At 73.4% G+C, this 19,656-nt stretch carries 21 protein-coding genes; 17 read left to right on the forward strand and 4 right to left on the reverse strand.

What is annotated here, in order from left to right:
• Window positions 1-228: 228 nt before the first annotated feature.
• Window positions 229-792 carry an NlpC/P60 family protein gene (locus Q8W71_RS21200; protein ID WP_305527393.1) on the forward strand — a complete coding sequence of 188 codons (564 nt, stop codon included), beginning with the start codon at window positions 229-231 and terminating at the stop codon, window positions 790-792.
• A 271-nt stretch (window positions 793-1,063) separates the two neighbouring features.
• A complete protein-coding gene (locus Q8W71_RS21205; RefSeq protein WP_305527394.1) occupies window positions 1,064-1,633 on the forward strand; it encodes a fasciclin domain-containing protein in 570 nt (189 codons plus the stop codon).
• Between the two features lie 81 nt (window positions 1,634-1,714).
• On the opposite strand, the gene Q8W71_RS21210 is transcribed toward Q8W71_RS21205, so the two are convergent.
• The 4 genes from Q8W71_RS21210 to Q8W71_RS21225 form a co-directional block, all read right to left on the reverse strand.
• Window positions 1,715-2,410, reverse strand: coding sequence for an anti-sigma factor (locus tag Q8W71_RS21210; protein WP_305527395.1), 696 nt, complete (start codon window positions 2,408-2,410; stop codon window positions 1,715-1,717).
• Entirely contained in the window at window positions 2,407-2,958 is a 552-nt protein-coding gene (locus tag Q8W71_RS21215) for an RNA polymerase sigma factor (RefSeq protein ID WP_305527396.1), read from the reverse strand. Before Q8W71_RS21215 ends, Q8W71_RS21210 begins: the two co-directional genes overlap by 4 nt.
• 247 nt (window positions 2,959-3,205) lie before the next feature.
• A complete protein-coding gene (locus Q8W71_RS21220; protein WP_305527397.1) occupies window positions 3,206-3,982 on the reverse strand; it encodes a TerB family tellurite resistance protein in 777 nt (258 codons plus the stop codon).
• A gap of 221 nt (window positions 3,983-4,203) precedes the next feature.
• Window positions 4,204-4,473, reverse strand: coding sequence for a hypothetical protein (locus Q8W71_RS21225; protein ID WP_305527398.1), 270 nt, complete (start codon window positions 4,471-4,473; stop codon window positions 4,204-4,206).
• Between the two features lie 219 nt (window positions 4,474-4,692).
• Here Q8W71_RS21225 and Q8W71_RS21230 point away from each other — a divergent pair, with 219 nt between their 5' ends.
• The 15 genes from Q8W71_RS21230 to Q8W71_RS21300 all read left to right on the forward strand — a co-directional run bounded on the left by Q8W71_RS21230 (window position 4,693) and on the right by Q8W71_RS21300 (window position 19,631).
• Complete coding sequence (locus tag Q8W71_RS21230) at window positions 4,693-5,367, forward strand: urease accessory protein UreE (protein ID WP_305527399.1); 675 nt, start codon at window positions 4,693-4,695, stop codon at window positions 5,365-5,367.
• A gap of 214 nt (window positions 5,368-5,581) precedes the next feature.
• The gene (locus Q8W71_RS21235) at window positions 5,582-5,896 is read left to right on the forward strand and encodes a hypothetical protein (protein ID WP_305527400.1); all 315 of its coding nucleotides are present in this window, start codon (window positions 5,582-5,584) and stop codon (window positions 5,894-5,896) included.
• A gap of 61 nt (window positions 5,897-5,957) precedes the next feature.
• On the forward strand, window positions 5,958-6,725 hold the full coding sequence (locus Q8W71_RS21240; protein ID WP_305527401.1) for an N-acetylmuramoyl-L-alanine amidase: 768 nt from the start codon (window positions 5,958-5,960) through the stop codon (window positions 6,723-6,725).
• A 77-nt stretch (window positions 6,726-6,802) separates the two neighbouring features.
• Window positions 6,803-7,681 carry an alpha/beta hydrolase gene (locus Q8W71_RS21245; protein WP_305527402.1) on the forward strand — a complete coding sequence of 293 codons (879 nt, stop codon included), beginning with the start codon at window positions 6,803-6,805 and terminating at the stop codon, window positions 7,679-7,681.
• A 63-nt stretch (window positions 7,682-7,744) separates the two neighbouring features.
• On the forward strand, window positions 7,745-7,996 hold the full coding sequence (locus Q8W71_RS21250; protein ID WP_305527403.1) for a DUF4926 domain-containing protein: 252 nt from the start codon (window positions 7,745-7,747) through the stop codon (window positions 7,994-7,996).
• Entirely contained in the window at window positions 7,993-8,343 is a 351-nt protein-coding gene (locus Q8W71_RS21255; protein ID WP_305527404.1) for a DUF6883 domain-containing protein, read from the forward strand. Before Q8W71_RS21250 ends, Q8W71_RS21255 begins: the two co-directional genes overlap by 4 nt.
• Window positions 8,344-8,441: 98 nt before the next feature.
• Window positions 8,442-8,897, forward strand: a complete 456-nt coding sequence (locus Q8W71_RS21260; RefSeq protein ID WP_305527405.1) for a hypothetical protein — start codon at window positions 8,442-8,444, stop codon at window positions 8,895-8,897.
• 4 nt (window positions 8,898-8,901) lie between these two features.
• A complete protein-coding gene (locus Q8W71_RS21265) occupies window positions 8,902-9,531 on the forward strand; it encodes a DUF938 domain-containing protein (RefSeq protein WP_305527406.1) in 630 nt (209 codons plus the stop codon).
• A gap of 748 nt (window positions 9,532-10,279) precedes the next feature.
• A complete protein-coding gene (locus Q8W71_RS21270; protein ID WP_305527407.1) occupies window positions 10,280-10,561 on the forward strand; it encodes a hypothetical protein in 282 nt (93 codons plus the stop codon).
• A 306-nt stretch (window positions 10,562-10,867) separates the two neighbouring features.
• Window positions 10,868-11,578 (forward strand): carbonic anhydrase, encoded by a 711-nt coding sequence (locus Q8W71_RS21275; RefSeq protein WP_305527408.1) that lies wholly within the window; start codon window positions 10,868-10,870, stop codon window positions 11,576-11,578.
• Between the two features lie 5 nt (window positions 11,579-11,583).
• Window positions 11,584-13,131, forward strand: a complete 1,548-nt coding sequence (locus Q8W71_RS21280) for a SulP family inorganic anion transporter (RefSeq protein WP_305527409.1) — start codon at window positions 11,584-11,586, stop codon at window positions 13,129-13,131.
• Between the two features lie 217 nt (window positions 13,132-13,348).
• Complete coding sequence (locus Q8W71_RS21285; RefSeq protein ID WP_305527410.1) at window positions 13,349-13,780, forward strand: hypothetical protein; 432 nt, start codon at window positions 13,349-13,351, stop codon at window positions 13,778-13,780.
• Window positions 13,781-14,042: 262 nt separating this feature from the next.
• Window positions 14,043-17,852, forward strand: a complete 3,810-nt coding sequence (locus Q8W71_RS21290; RefSeq protein ID WP_305527411.1) for a hypothetical protein — start codon at window positions 14,043-14,045, stop codon at window positions 17,850-17,852.
• Between the two features lie 162 nt (window positions 17,853-18,014).
• Window positions 18,015-18,782 (forward strand): SDR family NAD(P)-dependent oxidoreductase, encoded by a 768-nt coding sequence (locus Q8W71_RS21295; RefSeq protein WP_305527412.1) that lies wholly within the window; start codon window positions 18,015-18,017, stop codon window positions 18,780-18,782.
• A gap of 123 nt (window positions 18,783-18,905) precedes the next feature.
• On the forward strand, window positions 18,906-19,631 hold the full coding sequence (locus Q8W71_RS21300; RefSeq protein WP_305527413.1) for a L,D-transpeptidase: 726 nt from the start codon (window positions 18,906-18,908) through the stop codon (window positions 19,629-19,631).
• The last annotated feature ends 25 nt before the right edge of the window (window positions 19,632-19,656 follow it).

Below are 19,656 nucleotides of genomic sequence, written 5' to 3' on the forward strand. Positions count from 1 at the left end.
AGCTTCGCGAGGACACGGATCCTCGTCACCGATCGATCACCATCGCCGTCACCGGTCACGGGCGCGGCCCGGGATTGCCCCGTCTCCGAGACGGTGAGCACAGATGTGTTTCCGAATCTCCGGCCGGATCGGTAATTTACCGCTCTTCCGAGATTCAATTGACGTCGATAGCCTCGCGTGTTCGCATGACGATCGATTTCAGAACACCGTGCGACCGGGGACGATGTCATGACCAGCTACAACAGACAGAATGCTGAGATCGGTGACATCCTGATCACGAAGAGCTCGAACGTCGTCTCGCACTGCGCGATCGTGATCGGCAACGACAAGAGCAAGATGCCGCGGCTGCGGATCTTCCACGCGACGTCGGCCGGCATGAAGATCGACGACATGGGGGATTGGTCGCTGAAGGCCGACGTCTATCGGCCCAAGGATCTCAAGCCCGAGCTTCGCGACAAGCTCCACACGGTGGCCGAGAGGATCTTTCAGGCCGGTACGAGCTACGGCACGACGCGCGCCTTCTTCGTCACCGGCTTCGGATCGAACAGCTTCACCGACGGCGCGCGGGAACGGCTGGCCAAGTACCGCTCGCGGATGACCCTGGATCAGCAGGTCCTGAAGAACGTCGTCTGTTCGGAAGCCGTGGTCCTCACCTACCAGCTCGCCTGCGAGGCGGAAGGCGACCGGCACTTCATCAAGCTCGACGCGAAGCGGACCCTGCCCAAGAACCTGAGAAGCTACCTGCAGGGCGATCCGACCTACTGGAGCCTGACCCCGTTCGCCGCCGGCTGACGGGAGTGGGGCGCGGTTTTCGACCCCACGGCCGAAACCGGACGTTCCGCCTCCGACCCGACTCCGTCGGAACGTCGCGTTCGAGCCGCGCTCGAACGCGGACGTCGAAACCAGGGCAGCCCGTCGCGATGCCGCGTCAGTTCAGACGTGATGCGTGCAGCGGCCGTCGCGCCTCGGCGCATTCGCGTCGGCCCGACGAAACTTTCTCTCCGATGGCCTCGTAAGGGCCCGCGCTGCCCCGCTCGTCGGGGTTCGGACGGAAGGAAACACGATGCTCTCCATGAACACCGGCCGCCGCACGGCCAAGGCGCTCGCCCTGACCCTCGCGCTCGGCCTCGGCGCGAGCGGCGCTGCCTACGCCAAGAATCCGATGGTCGGCGGTGCGCCGATGTACGCCAACAAGACGATCGTCGAGAATGCGGTCAACTCGAAGGATCACACCACCCTGGTGGCCGCCGTGAAAGCGGCCGGCCTCGTCGACACGCTGAACGGTCCGGGCCCGTTCACGGTCTTCGCGCCCACCAACGCCGCCTTCGCCAAGCTGCCGCCGGGCACGGTGGAGAGCCTCGTCCAGCCCGCGAACAAGGCGACGCTGACCAAGATCCTGACCTATCACGTCGTCCCGGGCCTCTACACCGCCAAGGATCTGACCGCCCTCGCCAAGCAGGGCGGCGGTTCGGCCACGCTCACCACCGTCGCGGGCCAGCCGCTGGCCGTCGAGGTGCAGGGCAAGAAGGTGTTCGTGACCGATGTGAAGGGCAACACGGCCACGGTGACGATCCCGAACGTGATGCAGTCGAACGGTGTCATCCACGTCGTCAACGGCGTGCTGATGCCCTGATCCGATCAGGGCCTGGCCCGCGGTCCAGGTGCGGCCGCGGGCCAGGCCCGTCCGGGTGTCCCGCGGGGAACGACCGGCCGGTCACTCGGCGATCAGCTTGCCCGTGTAGATCACCGGTCCCGTCGGCTGGCCGCTGGGCGAGCCGCCCGGTGGCTCGACCGAGACGGCGATCACACCGTCCTGCGATGCCCCCGGTGGCAGCGTCACCCGGCTCGGGGTTGTGCCCACGAGCCCGAGGGGCTTCGCCCCCGCCGCCCCGACATACCACAGTTCCAGGCTCCGGCCCGCGGGCGCATCGGCGCCGACCGGTCTGACCTGCGCGGTGCCGCTGCGGGTATCGACGCGCACGATCAGCGCCGGCAGAGCGCCCCCGCCCTGGACCACGGCGATGTAGCGGCCATCGCCCGGCCCCGTCGACGGCCCGACGGTTATGAAGAGTGCGAGTCCCGCGGCCAGCAGCCCGGCACCCGCCGCGATCCCCTGCCAGCGCCGGACCTGCCGCCGGAGACGGCCGACCGGGTCCGGTGCGCCCTCGCGCCGGCCGCGCAGGGATTGCAGGAGCGCATCGCGGACCCGCGTCGGCGGCGCCACCGGGGCGACGGCCGCCGCCAGAGGCGCGAGACGCGCCTCCCAGGCCCGGATACGCCCGTCCAGCGCGGGGTCCCGCTCCGCTTCCCGGGCCATCACCGCCCGCTCCCCGGCTTCGAGGGTGCCGAGAACGTACTCGGCCGCGCGCAGATCCGGGTCCGGCGTCGGGCCGGGATCACCGCCGCTCACGACACGGTCTCCAGGCAGGTCTTGAGACCCGCCAGCGCCCTGTGCAGCCAGGTCTTGATCGTGTTGACCGGCCGGCCGAAGCGCGCGGCCAGCTCTTCCCGCGAGAGACCCTCGCAATAGGCGAGCACCACGCAGTCCCGGTGCGCGGGGTCGAGCCGGCCGAGGCAGGCCAGGAGAGCCTCGCGGTCCATGAGCGCCGCCGCCCCGTCACGCGGATCGATCAGCCGTGCCACCCAATCCTCGCCACGCTCCGACTCCGGTCCCTGCGCCTCGGTCTTCCGGCGCACGCTGTCGATGGCGCGATGGCGCGCGACGGTCACGAGCCAGGGCATCGGCGGCCCGGCCTCCGGCCTGTAGGTGCCCGCCGCCTGCCAGATCCGCATGTAGACGTCCTGGAGCACGTCCTCGGCCAAGCCCCGGTCGCGTTGGATACGCAGGATCAGACCGAAAAGTTTCGGGCTCGTCAGGTCGTAGAGTTCGGCAAGCCTGTCCGCCTCCCCGCGGCCGATCCCAGCAAGCAGCAGGCGCAGCGTTGCGTCGTCGGCCAAGTTGGCTCCCCGTACACTCTGCAGCGCCTTCAGTCGGACGCCGACCCGGATGCAGCTTTAGACCAAGCTTCGTCACGATGACGAGCCCCCCGCCAGGGCATTCGGCTTCTTGGACGTCGGCTCTACTGCTCTGCCGGCGCGAAGCGGACCATCGCGAAACCACCCGGTCCGGTGGCCCGACGCCGCGTCACCGGAGGCCGGCACGCAGACGTTCCTATGGTCTGCGCTGGGTCGAGACCGGCCGCCCCTACCGCAGCCCCCGCTCCCCGGCGACCCGGTCGTAGGCGGCGTTGATCGCGGCGAGGCGCTGCGTGGCGATCGCCACCGCCTCGGCGGGCAGGCCGCGGGCGAGCGCCCGGTCGGGGTGGTGCTCGGCCACGAGCGCCCGGTGGCGGGCCTTCACCGCCGCGTCGTCGGCGTCCCGGTCGAGGCCGAGGACGCCGTAGGGGTCGTCCGGCAGCCGCACGTGCCGGGCGGCGATGCGCGCGAAGGCGGCCTCGTCGAAGCCGAAGATGCCGGAGACGGCGCGGAGATACCGCTCCTCGGCCTCGTGCAGCGCCCCGTCGGCGCCGGCGATCTGGAACAGGCCGTCGAGCACGTCCTCCAGGAGCGCCGGCTCGTCGCCGAAGGTCGCCGCGAGCTGGCGGGCGTAGGCCTCGAACCCGTCGGTGGTCTTCTTGGCGAGGTCGAACAGGCGCTCCACCCCCGGCCGCTCGGCCGGCTCGACCCGCACGACGCGGCCGAACACCTCGACCTCGGAGGGGTGCACCACGCCGTCGGACTTCGCCATCTTGGCGGCGAGCGCCACGAGGCCGGTGGTGAACACCACCTCCCGCGGGGTCGGTCCGAACAGGGCGCCGACCCGGTCGACGAGGAAGTGGCCGGCGACCCCGCCGATCAACGCGCCGAGCGGCCCCCCGACCGCGAGGCCGAACCCGGCGCCGCCGATCTTGCCCCAGATGCCCGGGCTCGCCCGGCGCGCGCCGGTGGTGGAGGGGGTGGATCCTGTGGGCTCAGCGGTCATCGGCGCGGGGGTCGTGCGCCGGTCGGGCGGCGGAGCGCCGGGATAGCCGCTCCGCCCCGCCCGCGGAAGGGCCGGGGCGTCGCGCCCCGGCCGGTCCCGCAGTGAGGAACGGGGATCCCGAAGGGACGGGTCCCTTCGGCGGGGTCTCGGGGCGGAGCCCCGAAGGCTGCGGGGCGCTGCCCCGCAGCCCGCGAAAGGGCTCGCCCTTTCGAAACCCGGGACTAGCGGCAGTACACGTTGCCGTAGGCGTCGCGGTAGGTGCCGTAGGGGCAGGCCGGGGCGGTGGCGGCGCCGACGATGGCCCCGCCCGCGCCGCCGATCGCCGCGCCGGCGAGCGCGCCGCCCGCCCGGCCGGTGGCGGCCGCGCCGATCGCCGCGCCGGTCAGCGCGCCGAGGCCGGCGCCGCCGAGCGCCCGGTCCTGGGGCGTGTTGCAGGCGCCGAGCGACAGCGCGGTGAGGCCGGCCACGGCGGCCAGGGTCAGCTTCTTCATGATCTCGTCACTCCCTCGTGCGTCCGGTTCCGGCCCGGGCCGGGCTGCTTCTGTGTCCGGAGCGGTCCCCAAGCTTAACAGCAAAACAACGCCGGCCGTAAGGCCAAGGTTCCGCGCCCGGCGGCGCCCGAGTTGCGCCCCGCGCCCCTCCGGCCCTATGCCAGCGGCGCCGCGGCCGGCGCGGCGCCTCCCGCGACGTCCATCAGGGGACCCCATCCCATGCCGACAGCCACCACGATCGTCCGCCGGGCGGCGGTGCGCCCCGACCGCGTCGCCGACACGGTGGAGCTCGACCATGCCGGCCGGGCCGCGGCCGCGGGCCCCCTGGTCGCCGCGGGCGGCCTCGGCTTCGACGTGGCGCTGACCAAGGCCGCGGCGCTGGAGGACGGCGACGCCCTGCGCCTCGACGACGGCCGACTCGTGGCGGTGCGGGCGGCGCCGGAGGCGCTGCTGGAGGTCCGCGCCGAGAACCCGGCCCGGCTGATGCGGCTCGCCTGGCAGCTCGGCGGCAGCCACGTCCCCGCCGAGATCGGCGCCGACGCGCTCCACGTCCCGGCCTCGCCCGCCACCGCCGAGCTGGTCCGCGGCCAGGGCTGCACCGCGAGCCCCGTCACCCGCCCGTTCCGGCCCGAGCGGGCGGCCCACGACCACAGCACCTGCGGGCACGACCACGGGCACGGCCACGCCCATCACGACCATGCCCACCAAGGTCACGCCCACCACGAGCACGACCATCACGACCATGCGCACGGGTCGCACGACCACCACGCGCACGACCAGCACGACCAGCACGAGCATGGTCACGGCCATGAGCACGGCCATGAGCACGCGAACGCGCACGCGCACGGCCACCACCACCACGGCCCGGGTTGCGGTTGCGGCCACGAGCACTGACGAGCCCCCCCGGCCCGCCGCCCCCCGGACGTCCAGGTCTGCGACGCCCGCCGCGCCGCCGCACGTTCGGCGGGCCGGATCGATCGCACCCGGCGTTGTGCGCTGCCGCACACCGCGGTTCGCACTTGCGTCGGAGCTGGATCGCTTGCGCGCAATCGGTGTTGATCTGCAACCAGGAGTATCCTGCCCGATCGATCCGACAAGGGTGTACCCGATGACCAAGACCGTTCCGGCGACGGCGCGCGCCGCAGCTCTCGCCGCTTGCCTCGCCACCGGCCTCGCGACTGGCCTCGCGACCCCCGCCCTGGCGCAGGCGGTGATCGAGACGCCCACCGCCACGGCCGTCGTCGTGCCCCCGGGCGCCCCGGGCGTCGTGACCCGGCAGGCCGGCTCGACCGGCGCCGAGGGCGCCGGCACCTACTCGCCCACCGGCCGCGCTGCGGACGGGATCGCGGTCGACTCGGCCGCCGCCGGCAACGAGGGCCAGCCCTCGCGCATGGGCTCCACCGGCAGCGGCGGCAGCAAGTAGCCGCCGGAAGGAGCCGCCCGCGGCCCCGCGCGCGGGGCCGCGATCCGTGGCATGAGGCGGCATGAGCCCGCCCAGCCTCACGCCCGACACGCCGCTGGCCCGCCGCGTCGCCCCCTCGCCGAACCACGGCGCGCGGCGGGCGGCGCGGCCCGACATGCTGATCCTGCACTACACCGGCATGGAGAGCGGCGCGGCGGCGCTGGCGCGGCTGCGCGACCCGCTCTCCGAGGTCTCGGCCCACTACCTCGTGTTCGAGGACGGGGAGACGGTGCAGATGGTGCCCGAGGCGCGCCGGGCGTGGCACGCGGGCGCCGGCGCCTGGAAGGGCGTCACCGACGTCAACTCCCGCTCGGTCGGGATCGAGATCGTCCATCCCGGCCATCGTGCCGGCCCTCACGCCGACCTACCCCCCTACCCGCCCGCGCAGGTCGCCGCGGTGATCGCGCTGGCGCGGGACGTGTGCGGGCGCTGGGCGATCCCGCCGGAGCGGGTGCTCGGCCATTCCGACATCGCCCCGGAGCGCAAGGAGGACCCGGGCGAGACTTTTCCGTGGGCGGCGTTGGCGCGCGCGGGCGTCGGCCACCACGTGCCGCCCGCCCCCCTCTCCGACGGCCGGTTCTTTGCCGAGGGCGATGCCGGCCAGCCGATCGAGGCGCTCCAGTCCCTGTTCGCCCTCTACGGCTACGACCTGCCCGTGACCGGCCGGTTCGACGCGCGGACCCGGGCGGTGGTCACCGCCTTCCAGCGCCATTTCCGGCAGGCCCGGGTCGACGGCGTGGCCGACGCCTCGACCATCACCACCCTGCGCGACCTGCTCGCGGCGCTGTGACGGCACCCCGCGCGCGTCTCGACCCCGCCCCCCGCCCCTGCCATGCTCGGGCCCGCCGCGCAGGAGCCTGACCCGGGATGGACGTGAGCTTTCGCATCGACGACCCGACCCCGCCCGACCCGCGCCGGGACTGGGCCCGGCTCGACCCGGACGCCCGGGACGCGGCCTACGACAACACCCGGGCGGTGGCCGACAGCGCCGCGCAGATCGCCGCCCGCGACGCCGCCTCGGCGGCCTACCGCGCCGCGCGGCCGCAGACGCTCGACCTCCGCTACGGCCCGCGCCCCCGCAACGCCCTCGACCTCTTTCCCGGCGCGCGGCCCGGCGCGAGACCTGGCGCCCCTTGCTTCGTCTTCGTCCACGGCGGCTACTGGCAGCGCAACGCCCGGGAAGCCTTCGCCTGCGTCGCGGAGGGGCTGAACGCCGCCGGCTGGTCGGTGGCGCTGCCGGGCTACACGCTCGCCCCGGAGGCGAGCCTGACGGAGATCGCCGCGGAGATCGGCGCGGCGCTCGACTGGATCGCGGCGGAGGGGCCGGCGCACGGGATCAGTGGCCCGGTGGTGCTGTCGGGCTGGTCGGCGGGCGGGCACCTCGCGGCGCTGCATCTCGGCCACCCCGCGGTGGCGGCGGGGCTCGCGATCTCCGGGGTCTACGACCTCGCGCCGATCCGCGACACCTATCTCGACGCCAAGTTGCGGCTGACGGAAGCGGAGATCGCCGGCCTCTCGCCCCTGCGCCTGCCGGTGGTGGAGAAGCCGCTCTGCATCGCCTACGGCAGCCGCGAGCTGCCGGCCCTGGTGCGCGACGCGCGCAACCTCCACGCCCTGCGCGCCGCCGCCCACGCCCCGGGCGCCCTGCTGCCGGTGCCGGGGGCCGAGCACTTCTCCGTCCTCGACGCCCTGCGCCGGCCGGACGGGCTGCTCGTCCGGGCGGCGCGGGCGCTGGTCGCGGGGTAGGGCAGCCCCCTGCACGCGCAGGCTCCGGATTGCAACGCCGCCCCGCCCGCGCATATTGAAGCCATGTCGCGCGAAGCATTCCGCTACGTCGAGGAGAGCGAGCCGCTGACCCGGTTCCGGGACCTGGAGCGGGTCGCGACCACCTGCGCGGCCGTGACCGACGCCGGCGAGACGATCCCGGCCGGCTCGGAGGGCACAGTCGTCGACGTCATCAAGCGCGGGGCCGCCTACGCGGTGGAGTTCTCGGAGCCCGTCGACGGGCTGGCGACGCTCCTGCCTCACGAACTCCGGTCGGTGGGCGACGCCGCGGCGTGAGCGACGCGCGCCCCGACGTGAAGACGTGGTCGTGCGACAGCCGGAAGATCACGGATTTTCTCCTGAAATCCGACGCCCGGGACAACAAGGGCAGATACAGGTTCTTCACGGCGTTCGGCTTCACCGTCGAGAGACCCGAAGAGCTGGCCCGCGCCCTGATGCAGCAACCGCGCACGGCGCACACCTTCGCGTACCAGGCGGGACGGATCAGCGAGCGGAGGCTCGCCTACGACGGATTGATGCCGACGCCCGATGGACGCGGGGCGCATGTCCGCACGATCTGGAATTACGATACGGCGCCGACGGCGCTGTTCATCACGGTCAAGCCTCTGCCGCGGCTGCCGTGACGGCGGCGCCCGGCCGGCCCCGGCCGCCCGCGCAACCCGCCCGCACCCGCGCTCCACAGGATTTCGGAACGGACAGCTTGGCCGGCCGTTCTCAAGCCATGACGCGCCTCACCGCCACGCTCGGCTCCGCCGGCCTCGCCGCCGCCCTGCTGGTGGCGGCCGTCCAGTTCCTGCCCGCCCGGGACGGCGGGTCCGCCCAGGCGGCCGCCGTCCCCGCCTCCGCCTGGACGGACCCGCCCCGCGCCGCGAGCCCCGCGCCCGTCGCGGCCGCGCCGCAGGACGCCGTCCTCCAGACCGCGGCGCTCCGGACCGCCGCGCCCCGGATCGAGCCCGCCGCCGCCGCGGAGGCGCGGCCGGCCGCGCGCGCGGAGCGGCCGCGGGCGAACGTCCGCCGGGCGGCCCGGGGCCATCTCCGCCACGCCGCGCGGCCCCGTCCGGTCGCGGCGCAGCCCGCCCCGCCCGCCCCCGTCATGCGCACCCCCGTGATGCGCACCGCCTCGGCCCGGATCGGCGGACCGGTCGGCGACATCCTGCACGGGCTGGGCCTCGACTGAGCCGATGCGCGGCTGGGCCGCCTCCGGGGACGCGCTGACCGCGCCGGCGGTGGCCCGCAACCGCGACGCGATCCTCGCCGTCCTGCGCCGGGTCCTGCCGGAGCGCGGCACTGTCCTGGAGGTCGCCAGCGGCTCCGGCGAGCACGCCGCCTACTTCGCCGCCGAACTCGGCGCGGCACGGCCGGGCCTGCGCTGGCAGCCGAGCGACCCGGAGCCCGCCGCCCGGCGCAGCGTCGACGCCCACGCCACCGGCCATCCCGCCATCGCCCCGGCGCTCGCCCTCGACGCCGCCGCCCCCGACTGGCCGGCCGCGGCCGCCGACGCGGTGCTGTGCATCAACATGATCCACATCGCCCCCTGGGCCGCCTGCCTGGGCCTGATGGCCGGCGCCGGCCGCCTGCTGCCGCCGGGCGCGCCGCTGGTGCTCTACGGCCCGTTCCGCGAGGAGGATCGCCACACCGCGCCGAGCAACGCCGCCTTCGACGCCGACCTGCGGGCGCGCGACCCGGCCTGGGGCGTGCGCGACCGCGAGGCGGTGACCGCGGCCGCCGCGGCCCGCGGGCTGGCGTTTGCCGAGCGCATCGCCCTGCCGGCCAACAACCTGTGCCTGGTCTACCGGCGCGCGGCCGGCTGAGCGGGGGCCGCCGGGACAGGGCGCGGCCTCATGCCGGATCCGCTTGATCCCATCGGGATGGCGGATCCGGGCTTCGCTCGAGCGCCGGGCGGGCTCGGCTGATACGCGCCCCGCTCCATGCGAGCGGCAATCGTGTCAGTCGGCGCCGCGCGCGAGGGCGCAGAGCGCATCGACCGTCCCGTGGTGCCGCTCGACCGGCCACGTCGCGAATCCGATCAGCAGGCCCCGCAGCGTCGGCGGCCCGAGGAAGCAGGCCGACAGGGGCGCGACCTCGATCCCGCGGGCATCGTCGCCAGCACGCTGTCCGCGGCGCCGGGGCTCCCGCCCGACGCCAGGGCCCGCCCGACGAGGCCCGCTGAGACCAAGGCCCGCTGAGACCAAGGCCCGCTGAGACCGGGCGCCCCCGGAAGACGTTCTCTGCGCGGGGGGCAGCCGGCGATGCGGGGTCCTCGTCGCCGGCCGGCATGGGACGGGCCGCGCCCCGAGGGCGCGCCCGCTCGGACGGCCAAGCTTTGCCGGCCGCCGGCGACCCCGCCAACGCGACCGCGCCGGGCTTAATCCCCCTGCTTATGGGCTCTAATCCGGCGATGTGTGCCAGCGCACGCAGTAATTGTCCGATCGTGGATTAAAATACTTCCCTATATACTGTGCGCAACCGCACATCATCTTCGAAAGTATTTCCCTAAGTTCCGGTCATCGGCGCAGGGCAGGGGCCCGGCGCGGAGCACGATCCGGAAAGGGACATTCGATGACCAGCCGCCTCGCGACCCTCGCCCTCCTCACCGCCGCCCTCGCCTTCCCCGTCGCCGCCCAGGCCGGCGAGAGCGGCGGCGGCGACCGGCAGGCCGCCGGCGGCGGCTTCATGAGCAGCTACGTCAGCGACCCCTACCACGACCCCCGCTCGCTCCACTCGCAGCGCCGCGGCTCCGGCCAGCTCCTGGGCGCGCCGATGTTCCACGACGGCCACCGGGCGATCGCCCGCCGCGACGTGATCGCCCCGCACTGGGCCTCGGGCACCCGCGGCCGCTAAGCAGGTTCGCGTTGGCACGCCAACGCTTCACCCGCTTAGATCCTTAAGGGATCGCAGGTTTTCGGCGCCGAACCGGCGACCACTTCGGCGAAACCTGCTTAGGCGCGCTTCGCGCCGAATCGGAGGCCGGTCCGGCGCGCGTCGGAGCCGGCCCCCGCAGGACGACCCATCGCACCGCCACACGGGCCCGCCCGGCCGCCACCGGGCGGGCCCGGCCGCGTCGGCGGCGCCCCCGCCGGCCCGCCGCGGGCCGCCGTTCCAGACACACCCTGTTCCAGACACACCCGTCAGACGCAGAGGACCCGCGTGGACAGCATCATCAAGGGGCTCGCGAGCTTCCAGGACAGCGTCTTCCCCGGCCAGCGCCGGATGTACCAGCAGCTCGTGCGCGACGGGCAGAGCCCGAGCGCGCTGATCATCGCCTGCGCCGATTCCCGGGTGGCGCCCGAGACCATCACCCGGGCGGGCCCGGGCGAATTGTTCGTCTGCCGCAACGCCGGCAACATCGTGCCCCCGGCCTCCGAGCACGTCGGCGGCGTCTCCTCGGCGATCGAGTACGCGGTGGTGGCGCTCAAGGTGCGCGACATCGTGGTCTGCGGCCACTCCGATTGCGGGGCGATGAAGGGGCTGATGAACCCCGGCGCGCTGCGGGCGATGCCCAACGTCGCCGCGTGGCTGCGCCACGCCGAGGCCGCCGACCGGATCGTCTGCGAGGCCTATCCGGAGGGGCTCGACCCCGCGACCCGCCACCGGGCGCTGGCGCTCGAGAACGTGGTGGTGCAGCTTTCCAACCTGCGCACCCACCCGAGCGTCGCCGCCGGCCTCGCCAAGGGGTCGCTGCGCCTGCACGGCTGGTTCTTCGAGATCGAGACCGGCGCGCTCCTGGCCTATGACGGCCCCGAGGGCCGGTTCCGGGCGATCACCGGGGAGAGCGCGCTGCCGGTGGCGCAGGCGCCCGCCGTGCGAATGGCGGTGCCCGAACTCGCCCCGGCCCATGCCACCTGGGCCGCGGAGTGAGCGCCATGCCCGCCATCCACGGCCTCGCGACGCTCCGACGGAATCTGAAGCGGGACCTGCCCGCCTCGTTCGTGGTGTTCCTCGTCGCCCTGCCGCTGTGCATGGGGATCAGCATCGCCTCCGGCGTACCCCCGGAGCGGGGGCTGATCACCGGCATCGTCGGCGGCATCCTCGTCGGGCTGATCGCCGGGGCGCCGCTCCAGGTGAGCGGCCCGGCGGCGGGTCTCGCGGTGATCGTGTTCGAGTTCGTGCGCGCCCACGGGCTCGAGACGCTCGGGCCGGTGCTGGTGCTGGCCGGCGCCCTCCAGCTCGTCGCCGGCTTCCTGCGGATCGGCGGCTGGTTCCGGGCGATCTCGCCGGCCGTGGTGCACGGCATGCTCGCCGGCATCGGCGTGCTGATCGTGCTCGGCCAGCTCCACGTGCTCACCGACGCCCTGCCCCACCCGAGCGGCCTCGACAACCTCGTGGCGATCCCGGCGGCGTTCTTCAACTTCGTCTCCGGCGAGGGCAACCGGGCGGGCGCGGTCGCGGTCGGGCTCATCACCATCGCGGCGATGATCGGCTGGGAGCGGGTCCGCCCGGCCCGGCTGAAGATGCTGCCCGGCGCCCTGATCGGGGTGCTCGCGGGCACCCTGGCGGCGGTGCTCGCCGGCCTCGACGTCAAGCGGGTCGAGGTGCCCGACGCCATCCTGTCGAGCCTCGCCCTGCCGACCCCCGAAGCCTGGGGCCGGCTCGCCGAGCCGGCGATCCTGGTGATGGCGCTGACCATCGCCGCGGTGGCGAGCGCCGAGAGCCTGCTCTCGGCCGCCGCGGTCGACCGGATGCACGACGGGCCGCGCACCCGCTACGACCGGGAGCTCGGCGCGCAGGGGGTGGGCAACCTCGTCTGCGGGCTGATCGGCGGCCTGCCGATGACCGGGGTGATCGTGCGCTCCTCGGCCAACGTCCAGGCCGGCGCCGTGAGCCGGGCCTCGACGGTGCTGCACGGCACCTGGATCCTGGCCTTTCTCGTCGCCCTGCCCTGGGTGCTGACCCTGGTGCCGACGGCTGCCCTCGCCGGCATCCTGGTGGTCACCGGCTGGCGCCTCGTCGGCCCGGGCCACGCCCTGCACCTGCGCAAGCGCTACGGCTGGCTCACCGCCGGCATCTGGCTCGCGACGCTGGTCACCGTGGTGGCGACCGACCTGCTCACCGGCGTGCTCACCGGGCTCGGCCTGTCCCTGCTCCAGTCGCTGCCGGCGCTCGCCCGCGGCCGGCTGCGGATCGAGCACGCCGCCGCCCCGGAGACCGCCGGGGTGCCGGAGCTGCGGCTGTCGGGGGGCGCGACCTTCCTGCAACTGCCGGGGCTCACCGAGGCGCTGGAGCGCACCCCCGAGGGCGGCGAGGTGCGGCTCGCCACCCGCGACCTCTCGGCCATCGACCACACCTGCCTGGAGGTGATCGGCGACTGGGCGAGCCGGCGGGCGGCGTCCGGCACCCGGATCGCGGTGGTGGGCGGCTCCGGCGCCCCCCACGACCGGCTGGCGGCGGTGGTGGCGGCCCCGGCGCACTGAGCGCCCCCGCCCCCGAGAGGCCCCGAGGCCGGGCCGCGCGACCCCGCGCGGCCCGGCCTTCGCGCGTTCCCCCGGCAAGACGCTCGCGGCGGTCGCTTCCGGAGATCCGTCAACGGACCGTCAACCCAGAATCTTCGCCGCCCCTTAAGCGCGTCGCCGCAGAGTGGCGCCACCGCCGGACCGGAGCCGCCGGCGGATGCCGAGGAAGCCGCCCGCGATGCCCCGCCCCTGGATCGTCCCGGCCGCGTTTCTCGGACTGGCCTGCTTCGGTGTCACCGGCCCCGCGCTCGCCGGCGCCGCGGCGGTGCTGCGCGTCGCCACCCTGCCGATCGCCACGAGCCCGGTGACGGCCCGGGAGGCCGCCCGCGCGGCGGAGGCTCCCGCATCCAAGGCCCCTGCGTCCAAGGCCCCCGCGGCGAAGTCCCCCGAGTCCAGGCCCCCCGCGTCCAGATCCCCCGCCAAGGCGGCGACGTCCGAGCCGGCGGACGCGAAGACCGGGCCTGCGCAGCCCGGGCGCGCGGATTTCGACGCGATCCGCCTGCGCGGCACCGAGCCGGAGACCACCGGCACCCTGCCCGCCTCCGGCCGCCGCCCCTGCCCGCCCGGCCGCCGGATCGGCACCGGCGCGGGCTTCTGCCTGATGAACTGACCGGCGCGGAAAATCCGGGTTTCGAGCGGGCGAACCCCGTGATGCGGTTTCCGGTTGAAGGGGTCGGCATCGCCGCTCTCCGTCTTTGCGAGCGGCAGCGAAGCAATCCAGCGGCGCCAACGTCGGAGACCGCGCGCTGCCCTGGGTCGCATCGCTGCCGCTCGCGGCGTAGGCCCGGATCGCCGACCGATTCGGACGGAAGCGACATAACCTGCCGGCAAGGCATATCTTACCGGCGGACGGGTCAGCAGCGGCGCCCTTCATGTTCGAGATCACGGGCAGCGACATCGCCGCGCTGAGCGACGAAGACCTCCGCACGCTTCTCGGCCTGCTCTGCGAGGCGGATCTGCGCCGCCGCAACCTGCCGACCTCCGCGGTGACTGCGGGGGGTGATCAGAACGCCCCCGACGGCGGCGTGGACGTCCGCGTCGCGCTCCCGCAGGACACACCCATCGACGGCTTCATCCCGAGGCCCGTCACCGCCTTCCAGTCCAAGAAGTCCGACCTCGCCGGAGCCGGGATCTCGAAGGAGATGCGGCCGGGAGGCATTCTGCGGCCGGCGCTCGTCGAGTTGGCTGCCGCGGGCGGCGCCTACGTCATCGTCAGCGCGAACGCGAAGGTTTCCGACGCCGTGCTGAAGAACCGCAAGGCGGCGATGAGCCAGGCGGTGAACGCTGCGCCGTTCGCGTCCGGCCTCGGTCTCGACTACTACGACGGCGGGCGCGTCGCGACCTGGGTCCGTGATCACCCGGGACTGATCCCATGGGTCCGCGCGCGGATCGGCCGATCGCTGCGCGGCTGGCAATCCTTCGGCCCCTGGTCGCGTCAACTCGCGGGCGTCGAGGCCGGCTATCTCCTCGACGATGCGGCGCGCATACATACCGGTAGCGTGGGCGAGGGCGACGGCCTGACCGCGGCGGACGGCATCGACCGGATGCGGGCCGCACTGCGCAGACCGGGTCAGGCCGTGCGGCTCGTCGGCTTGTCGGGTGTGGGTAAGACGCGGCTCGCGGAAGCCTTGTTCGATCCGGCCGTCGGCCGCGACGGCCTCGATCCATCGCTGGCGGTCTATACGGACATCGCCGACGAGCCCGACCCGCAGCCCGGAGGGCTCACTGCCGATCTGATCACCGGGCGCACCCGCGCGATCCTGATCGTCGACAACTGCCCGCCGGAGACCCACCGCCGCCTCGCCGACATCGTCACGGCCGCCGACAGCACGGTCAGCCTGCTCACGATCGAGTACGACATCCAGGACGGCGAGCCCGAGGACACGGCGGTGTTCGCCCTCGACACCTCGTCACCGGAGGTGATCGCGCGGCTGGTGGCCCGGCGCTTTCCTGCCCTGTCGGAGGTCGATACGCGCACCGTCGCCGAGTTCTCGGGCGGCAACGCGCGCATCGCCCTGGCACTGGCCGGTGTCGCGCCAAAGCACGGCACGGTGGCAAGCCTTGGTGATAAGGAGCTGTTCCGGCGGCTGTTCCAGCAGCGGAACGACCCGGACGCCTCGCTGCTGAGCATCGCGCAGGCCTGTGCCCTGCTCTACTCCTTCGAGGGGGATGCGCTGGACGGTGAGACGGCCGAACTGCCGATTCTGGGCGGCCTGATCGGCCGCCCGGCCGAGGCCGTGCGCGCCGCCGTGGTGGCTTTGAAGCGCCGGCAACTGGTGCAGGCGCGCGGGCCCTGGCGGGCGGTGCTGCCGCACGCCGTCGCCAACCGCCTCGCGGCCGCCGCACTCGAAGACATCCCGCGGTCGCGGCTGCTCGCAGCCCTCGTCGAGGGTGCCTCGGCGCGCGTCCTGCGCTCGTTCTCGCGACGCCTCGGCTACCTCGACGGCAGCGCCGAGGCGCAGGCCATCGTCCGGTCCTGGCTCGCACCGGGCGGTCCGCTCGCCGATGTGGCGCATCTCAGTGAACTCGGCGTCGCGGTGCTGATCAACGTCGCCCCGGTCGCGCCGGACGCGGTCCTGACCGCGCTGGAAGGCGCGCTCGGCAACGCGGACGAGGATGCGCTGCGGCGCTGCACGCCCCTCATCCGCCTCATGCGCTCGCTCGCCTACGACGCCGGGCATTTCGAGCGTTCAGTTGCGTTGCTCGTCAGGATGGCGCGACTACCAAGAGAAGAACATCGGCTGAGCGAGCACGCTGGCGATATCCTGGAAGCCTTGTTCCACATCGTGTTGTCGGGGACCGAAGCCCCCCTGGATGCACGGCTGAGGATCGTGGAGCGCCTGCTCCATACCGAGAGCGACCTCGAGCGGTCCCTCGGCGTCAGATTGCTGGGCGCGCTCCTGAGGACCGATTCTTTCTCGTCGAGCCACGAATTCGCGTTCGGCGCACGCTCCCGCGGCTTCGGCCTCCAGCCACGGGATGAGCGAGAGGTGAGGGACTGGTACGCCGCCGGGCTCCAGTTGGCGGAAGGCTTCGCACTGTCGGAGCATATCGTCGCGGAAGAGGTACGGAAGGTCGTCGCCGATGCCTTCCCCGGTCTGTGGATCAGAGGCGGCCAAGCCGAAACGCTGACACGGTTCACCCGCGCCGTGACGCGCGCCCGAGGCTTCTGGCATGCGGGCTGGGACGCCGTGCGACTCACCCGCATCTCCCTGCGCGACGAGATCTCGTCGGACACGCTGGCCGACCTCGCTGCGCTGGAAGATCTGCTCCGGCCACGAAGCTTGGTCGATCGGGTCCGCAGTCTCGTCTTGGGCTCGGACGGCCGCGGCAGCCATCTCGACCACTGGGACGCGGTCGACGAAGACGATGCCGCTGCGACGCAGCGGCGGGCAGCGGCCATAGAGCGCTTGGCGGCTGAAGTCCTGGCTGACGATGAGGCATTCCAGGCGCTGTTGCCGGAACTGGCGGGCGGCAGCGGCGATGATCTCTGCACTTTCGGCGAGAGCATGGCCCGTACGGCCGGCGCACCCCGCACCGTGTGGCGTGCCCTGGTCGAACAGACAGGCGCCGTGTGCGACCCCAGCTTGGTTGTCCTGCGCTGCTTCCTGTCAGGCCTCCAGCGCCGTGATGCCGGTCTCGCCGACGCCCTCCTCGATGAGGCGATCGAGGATCCGGTCCTCGCGTGCTGGTTCCCGCACCTGCAAGGCGGCCTCCCGCTCGATGACGCGGCCCTGACGCGGCTCCACCGTGCGCTTGATGCAGGCGTCGCGCCGATTTGGCTGTTCTCAATCCTCGCTTACGGCGGTGCCTGTAACGACCTCACCGAAGCTCAACTGAAGCTCCTGCTTCTCAGAATTGCGGATGCCGAGGGCGGCGACGCCGTCGCGCGACGAATTCTCTACATGCGCCTGCACGCCGATCGGCGGGCCAACCGTGAGGTCGGCCGTCCTCTCGCCGAGGTCGGGCGCGCATTCCTGTCGGCTGTCCGGTTCGTACGCGAAGATCGGCGCACCGAACGCGATGATCGCGAACTGGCCCTGATCGCCCGCGTGTTCCTCGCGGACGAGGCAGGGCGGGTCATCGCCCGAGACCTGAGCCGTGCGCTCATGTACGCGATTTCCAGCAACAGCATGAGTTCCTATCCGTACGATGATCTCATTCGAGCGCTGATGGCGGTTCAACCGATCGAAGCCCTGAACGCATTGCTCTCGGGGAATGAGATCCAGCGAACCAGAATCATCCATGAACTGAGGAAACATCCGCGGCCCGGAAAATCACTGATGAGCGGGGTGCCGGACGAGGTTGTGATAGCGTGGTGCGACCACGCTCCCGCCGAACGTTACCCCTTGGCGGCAACCTTCACACAACTCTTCACGCGGCCCCGCGATACGACCCGGCTCGCCTGGACGGACTTGGCGTTGCGTCTCCTGTCCGGAGCATCCGATCCCGTCGCAGTCTTCGATGTGATCATCGAACGTCTCCGCCCCAACGAGTGGAGCGGATCGCTGGCGGCCGAAATGCAGATCCGACTTGATCTGCTCGACAGTCTCGACATCGCTGCCTTGCCAGTCCTCTCCGGTCCTTTGGAAACGGCGCGCCTCGCGTTCGGAAGCCGGATCGAGCGGGAGCGCCGCCGGGAGCGAGAGCGGGAGAGGGAGCGCAACAGCCGGTTCGAGTGACGGCGGACCGCTTCGTCGCGGGAAGTCCCTGCATCTCCCGTCCCGGGCATCGGCGCGTCGGTGGCATCGCCCGACGCGGCACGGGCGTGACAGCGCCCCCGCGGCCGGGGCATCGTCCCGCCGAGCCCCGGGATCGATCCGGGAGCCGGCGAGGGCAGACCCGTGAACCGCTTCCGCCTCGATGGCCGCCGCGCGCTCGTGACCGGCGGCAGCCGCGGCATCGGCCGCGCCATCGCCGCGCTCTACGCGGAGGCCGGGGCCGAGATCGTGCTCGCCGCCCGCACCCCCGAGACCCTGGAGGCCGCCGCCGCGGCCCTGCGGGCGGACGGGGCCCGGGTCGGCACGCAGGTGATGGATCTCGCCGCGCCGGACACCCTGGCCCCCGCCTTCGCGGAGGCGGCCGGGCGCCACGGGCCGTTCGACATCCTCGTCAACGGCGCCGCCGTCTCGGTCCGCGCCCCGGCCCTCGCCCTGACGCTCGCCGATTTCGAGCGCGTCTGCCGCGCGGACCTGACCGGCGCCTTCGCGCTGTCGCAGGCCTTCGCGGCGGCGCTGGTCGCGCGCGGGGCGCCCGGGCGGATCGTCAACGTCGCGTCGGTGGCCTCCGCCTTCGCGCTGCGCACGCCCGGCACCGCCTACGTGAGCGCCAAGAGCGGCCTGATCGGGCTGACGCGGCAGATGGCGCTCGAACTCGCCCCCCACGGCATCCTCGTGAACGCGCTGGCGCCGGGCTACGTCGAGACCGACATGACCGCCGGGTTCCGGGACGACGCGGCGTTCGAGCGCTGGCGGGCGGCGCGCGTCCCGCTGGCGCGCTGGGGCCGGCCCGAGGAGATCGCCGGGCCCGCGCTGCTGCTCGCCGCCGAGGCCGGGTCGTTCATCACCGGCTCGGTCCTCACCGTCGACGGCGGCCTCTGCGCCTGCCTGTAGGGCCCCGCCGCCCGTCCCGGGCGGGCTCGGCCATACTCTCGACGCAATGGCCGAGCTTGCCAGTCGGGCCGGGCGCCGCACCGCTCATCCGGGCCGGCCGCAGGACACGGGAGGTCCGGACGCATGACCAGGGACAGGGGGGAGGCCGGAGCGCCGCACGCGCGGGACCGGCACACGCAGGACCCGCACACGCAGGACGGGCCGCGGGCGCGCGGCCTCGACCGGCGGTCGTTCCTCGTCGGCGCGGGCGCGGGTCTCGGCGCGCTGGGGCTCGCCGGCTGCGCCTCCGACGGCCTGATGCTGGCCGAGGCGACCCGGCTCTACGGGCCGATGCCGGACGAGAAGTTCCCGATCCCGGCCGTCGACATCAGCAAGGTCGACCCGAAATACTACCGCCGCACGGTCCAGTACGCGAGCCAGGAAGCCCCCGGGACGATCGTCGTCGACCCCAGGAACTACTACGTCTACCGGATCGAGGGCGACGGGGCCGCGACCCGCTACGGCGCCAACGTCGGCCGCGAGGGGTTCCTGTGGAACGGCAACGCCTATGTCGGGCGCAAGTCCGAGTGGGCGACCTGGACGCCGCCCAAGGAGATGATCCGCCGCCAGCCCGAGGCCGCCAAGTACGCCCGCGGCATGCCCGGCGGCCTCGACAACCCGCTCGGCGCGCGCACCCTGCACCTCTACCAGAACGGCGCCTACACGCTCTACACGATCTACGCCAGCAGCGAGCCGGACACGATCGGCAGCGGCATCACCAGCGGCTGCGTCGGCCTGCTCAGCCAGGACATGATCCACCTCTACGCCCGCACCCCGGTCAAGACGAAGGTGGTCGTCCTGCCGGCGTAGGGACACGCCGCGGGGGGTCGCGGCC

It is taken from the genome of Methylobacterium amylolyticum, from assembly GCF_030700245.1.
In the GTDB taxonomy this organism is placed as follows: Bacteria; Pseudomonadota; Alphaproteobacteria; order Rhizobiales; family Beijerinckiaceae; genus Methylobacterium.

Bases quoted from the DNA above. Each gene is read 5' to 3' on its own strand.
- Q8W71_RS21200 (WP_305527393.1), top strand. From the start codon at position 229: ATGACCAGCTACAACAGACAGAATGCTGAGATCGGTGACATCCTGATC.
- Q8W71_RS21205 (WP_305527394.1), top strand. From the start codon at position 1,064: ATGCTCTCCATGAACACCGGCCGCCGCACGGCCAAGGCGCTCGCCCTG.
- Q8W71_RS21220 (WP_305527397.1), bottom strand. From the start codon at position 3,982: ATGACCGCTGAGCCCACAGGATCCACCCCCTCCACCACCGGCGCGCGC.
- Q8W71_RS21225 (WP_305527398.1), bottom strand. From the start codon at position 4,473: ATGAAGAAGCTGACCCTGGCCGCCGTGGCCGGCCTCACCGCGCTGTCG.
- Q8W71_RS21230 (WP_305527399.1), top strand. From the start codon at position 4,693: ATGCCGACAGCCACCACGATCGTCCGCCGGGCGGCGGTGCGCCCCGAC.
- Q8W71_RS21235 (WP_305527400.1), top strand. From the start codon at position 5,582: ATGACCAAGACCGTTCCGGCGACGGCGCGCGCCGCAGCTCTCGCCGCT.
- Q8W71_RS21240 (WP_305527401.1), top strand. From the start codon at position 5,958: ATGAGCCCGCCCAGCCTCACGCCCGACACGCCGCTGGCCCGCCGCGTC.
- Q8W71_RS21245 (WP_305527402.1), top strand. From the start codon at position 6,803: ATGGACGTGAGCTTTCGCATCGACGACCCGACCCCGCCCGACCCGCGC.
- Q8W71_RS21250 (WP_305527403.1), top strand. From the start codon at position 7,745: ATGTCGCGCGAAGCATTCCGCTACGTCGAGGAGAGCGAGCCGCTGACC.
- Q8W71_RS21260 (WP_305527405.1), top strand. From the start codon at position 8,442: ATGACGCGCCTCACCGCCACGCTCGGCTCCGCCGGCCTCGCCGCCGCC.
- Q8W71_RS21265 (WP_305527406.1), top strand. From the start codon at position 8,902: ATGCGCGGCTGGGCCGCCTCCGGGGACGCGCTGACCGCGCCGGCGGTG.
- Q8W71_RS21270 (WP_305527407.1), top strand. From the start codon at position 10,280: ATGACCAGCCGCCTCGCGACCCTCGCCCTCCTCACCGCCGCCCTCGCC.
- Q8W71_RS21280 (WP_305527409.1), top strand. From the start codon at position 11,584: ATGCCCGCCATCCACGGCCTCGCGACGCTCCGACGGAATCTGAAGCGG.
- Q8W71_RS21285 (WP_305527410.1), top strand. From the start codon at position 13,349: ATGCCCCGCCCCTGGATCGTCCCGGCCGCGTTTCTCGGACTGGCCTGC.
- Q8W71_RS21290 (WP_305527411.1), top strand. From the start codon at position 14,043: ATGTTCGAGATCACGGGCAGCGACATCGCCGCGCTGAGCGACGAAGAC.
- Q8W71_RS21300 (WP_305527413.1), top strand. From the start codon at position 18,906: ATGACCAGGGACAGGGGGGAGGCCGGAGCGCCGCACGCGCGGGACCGG.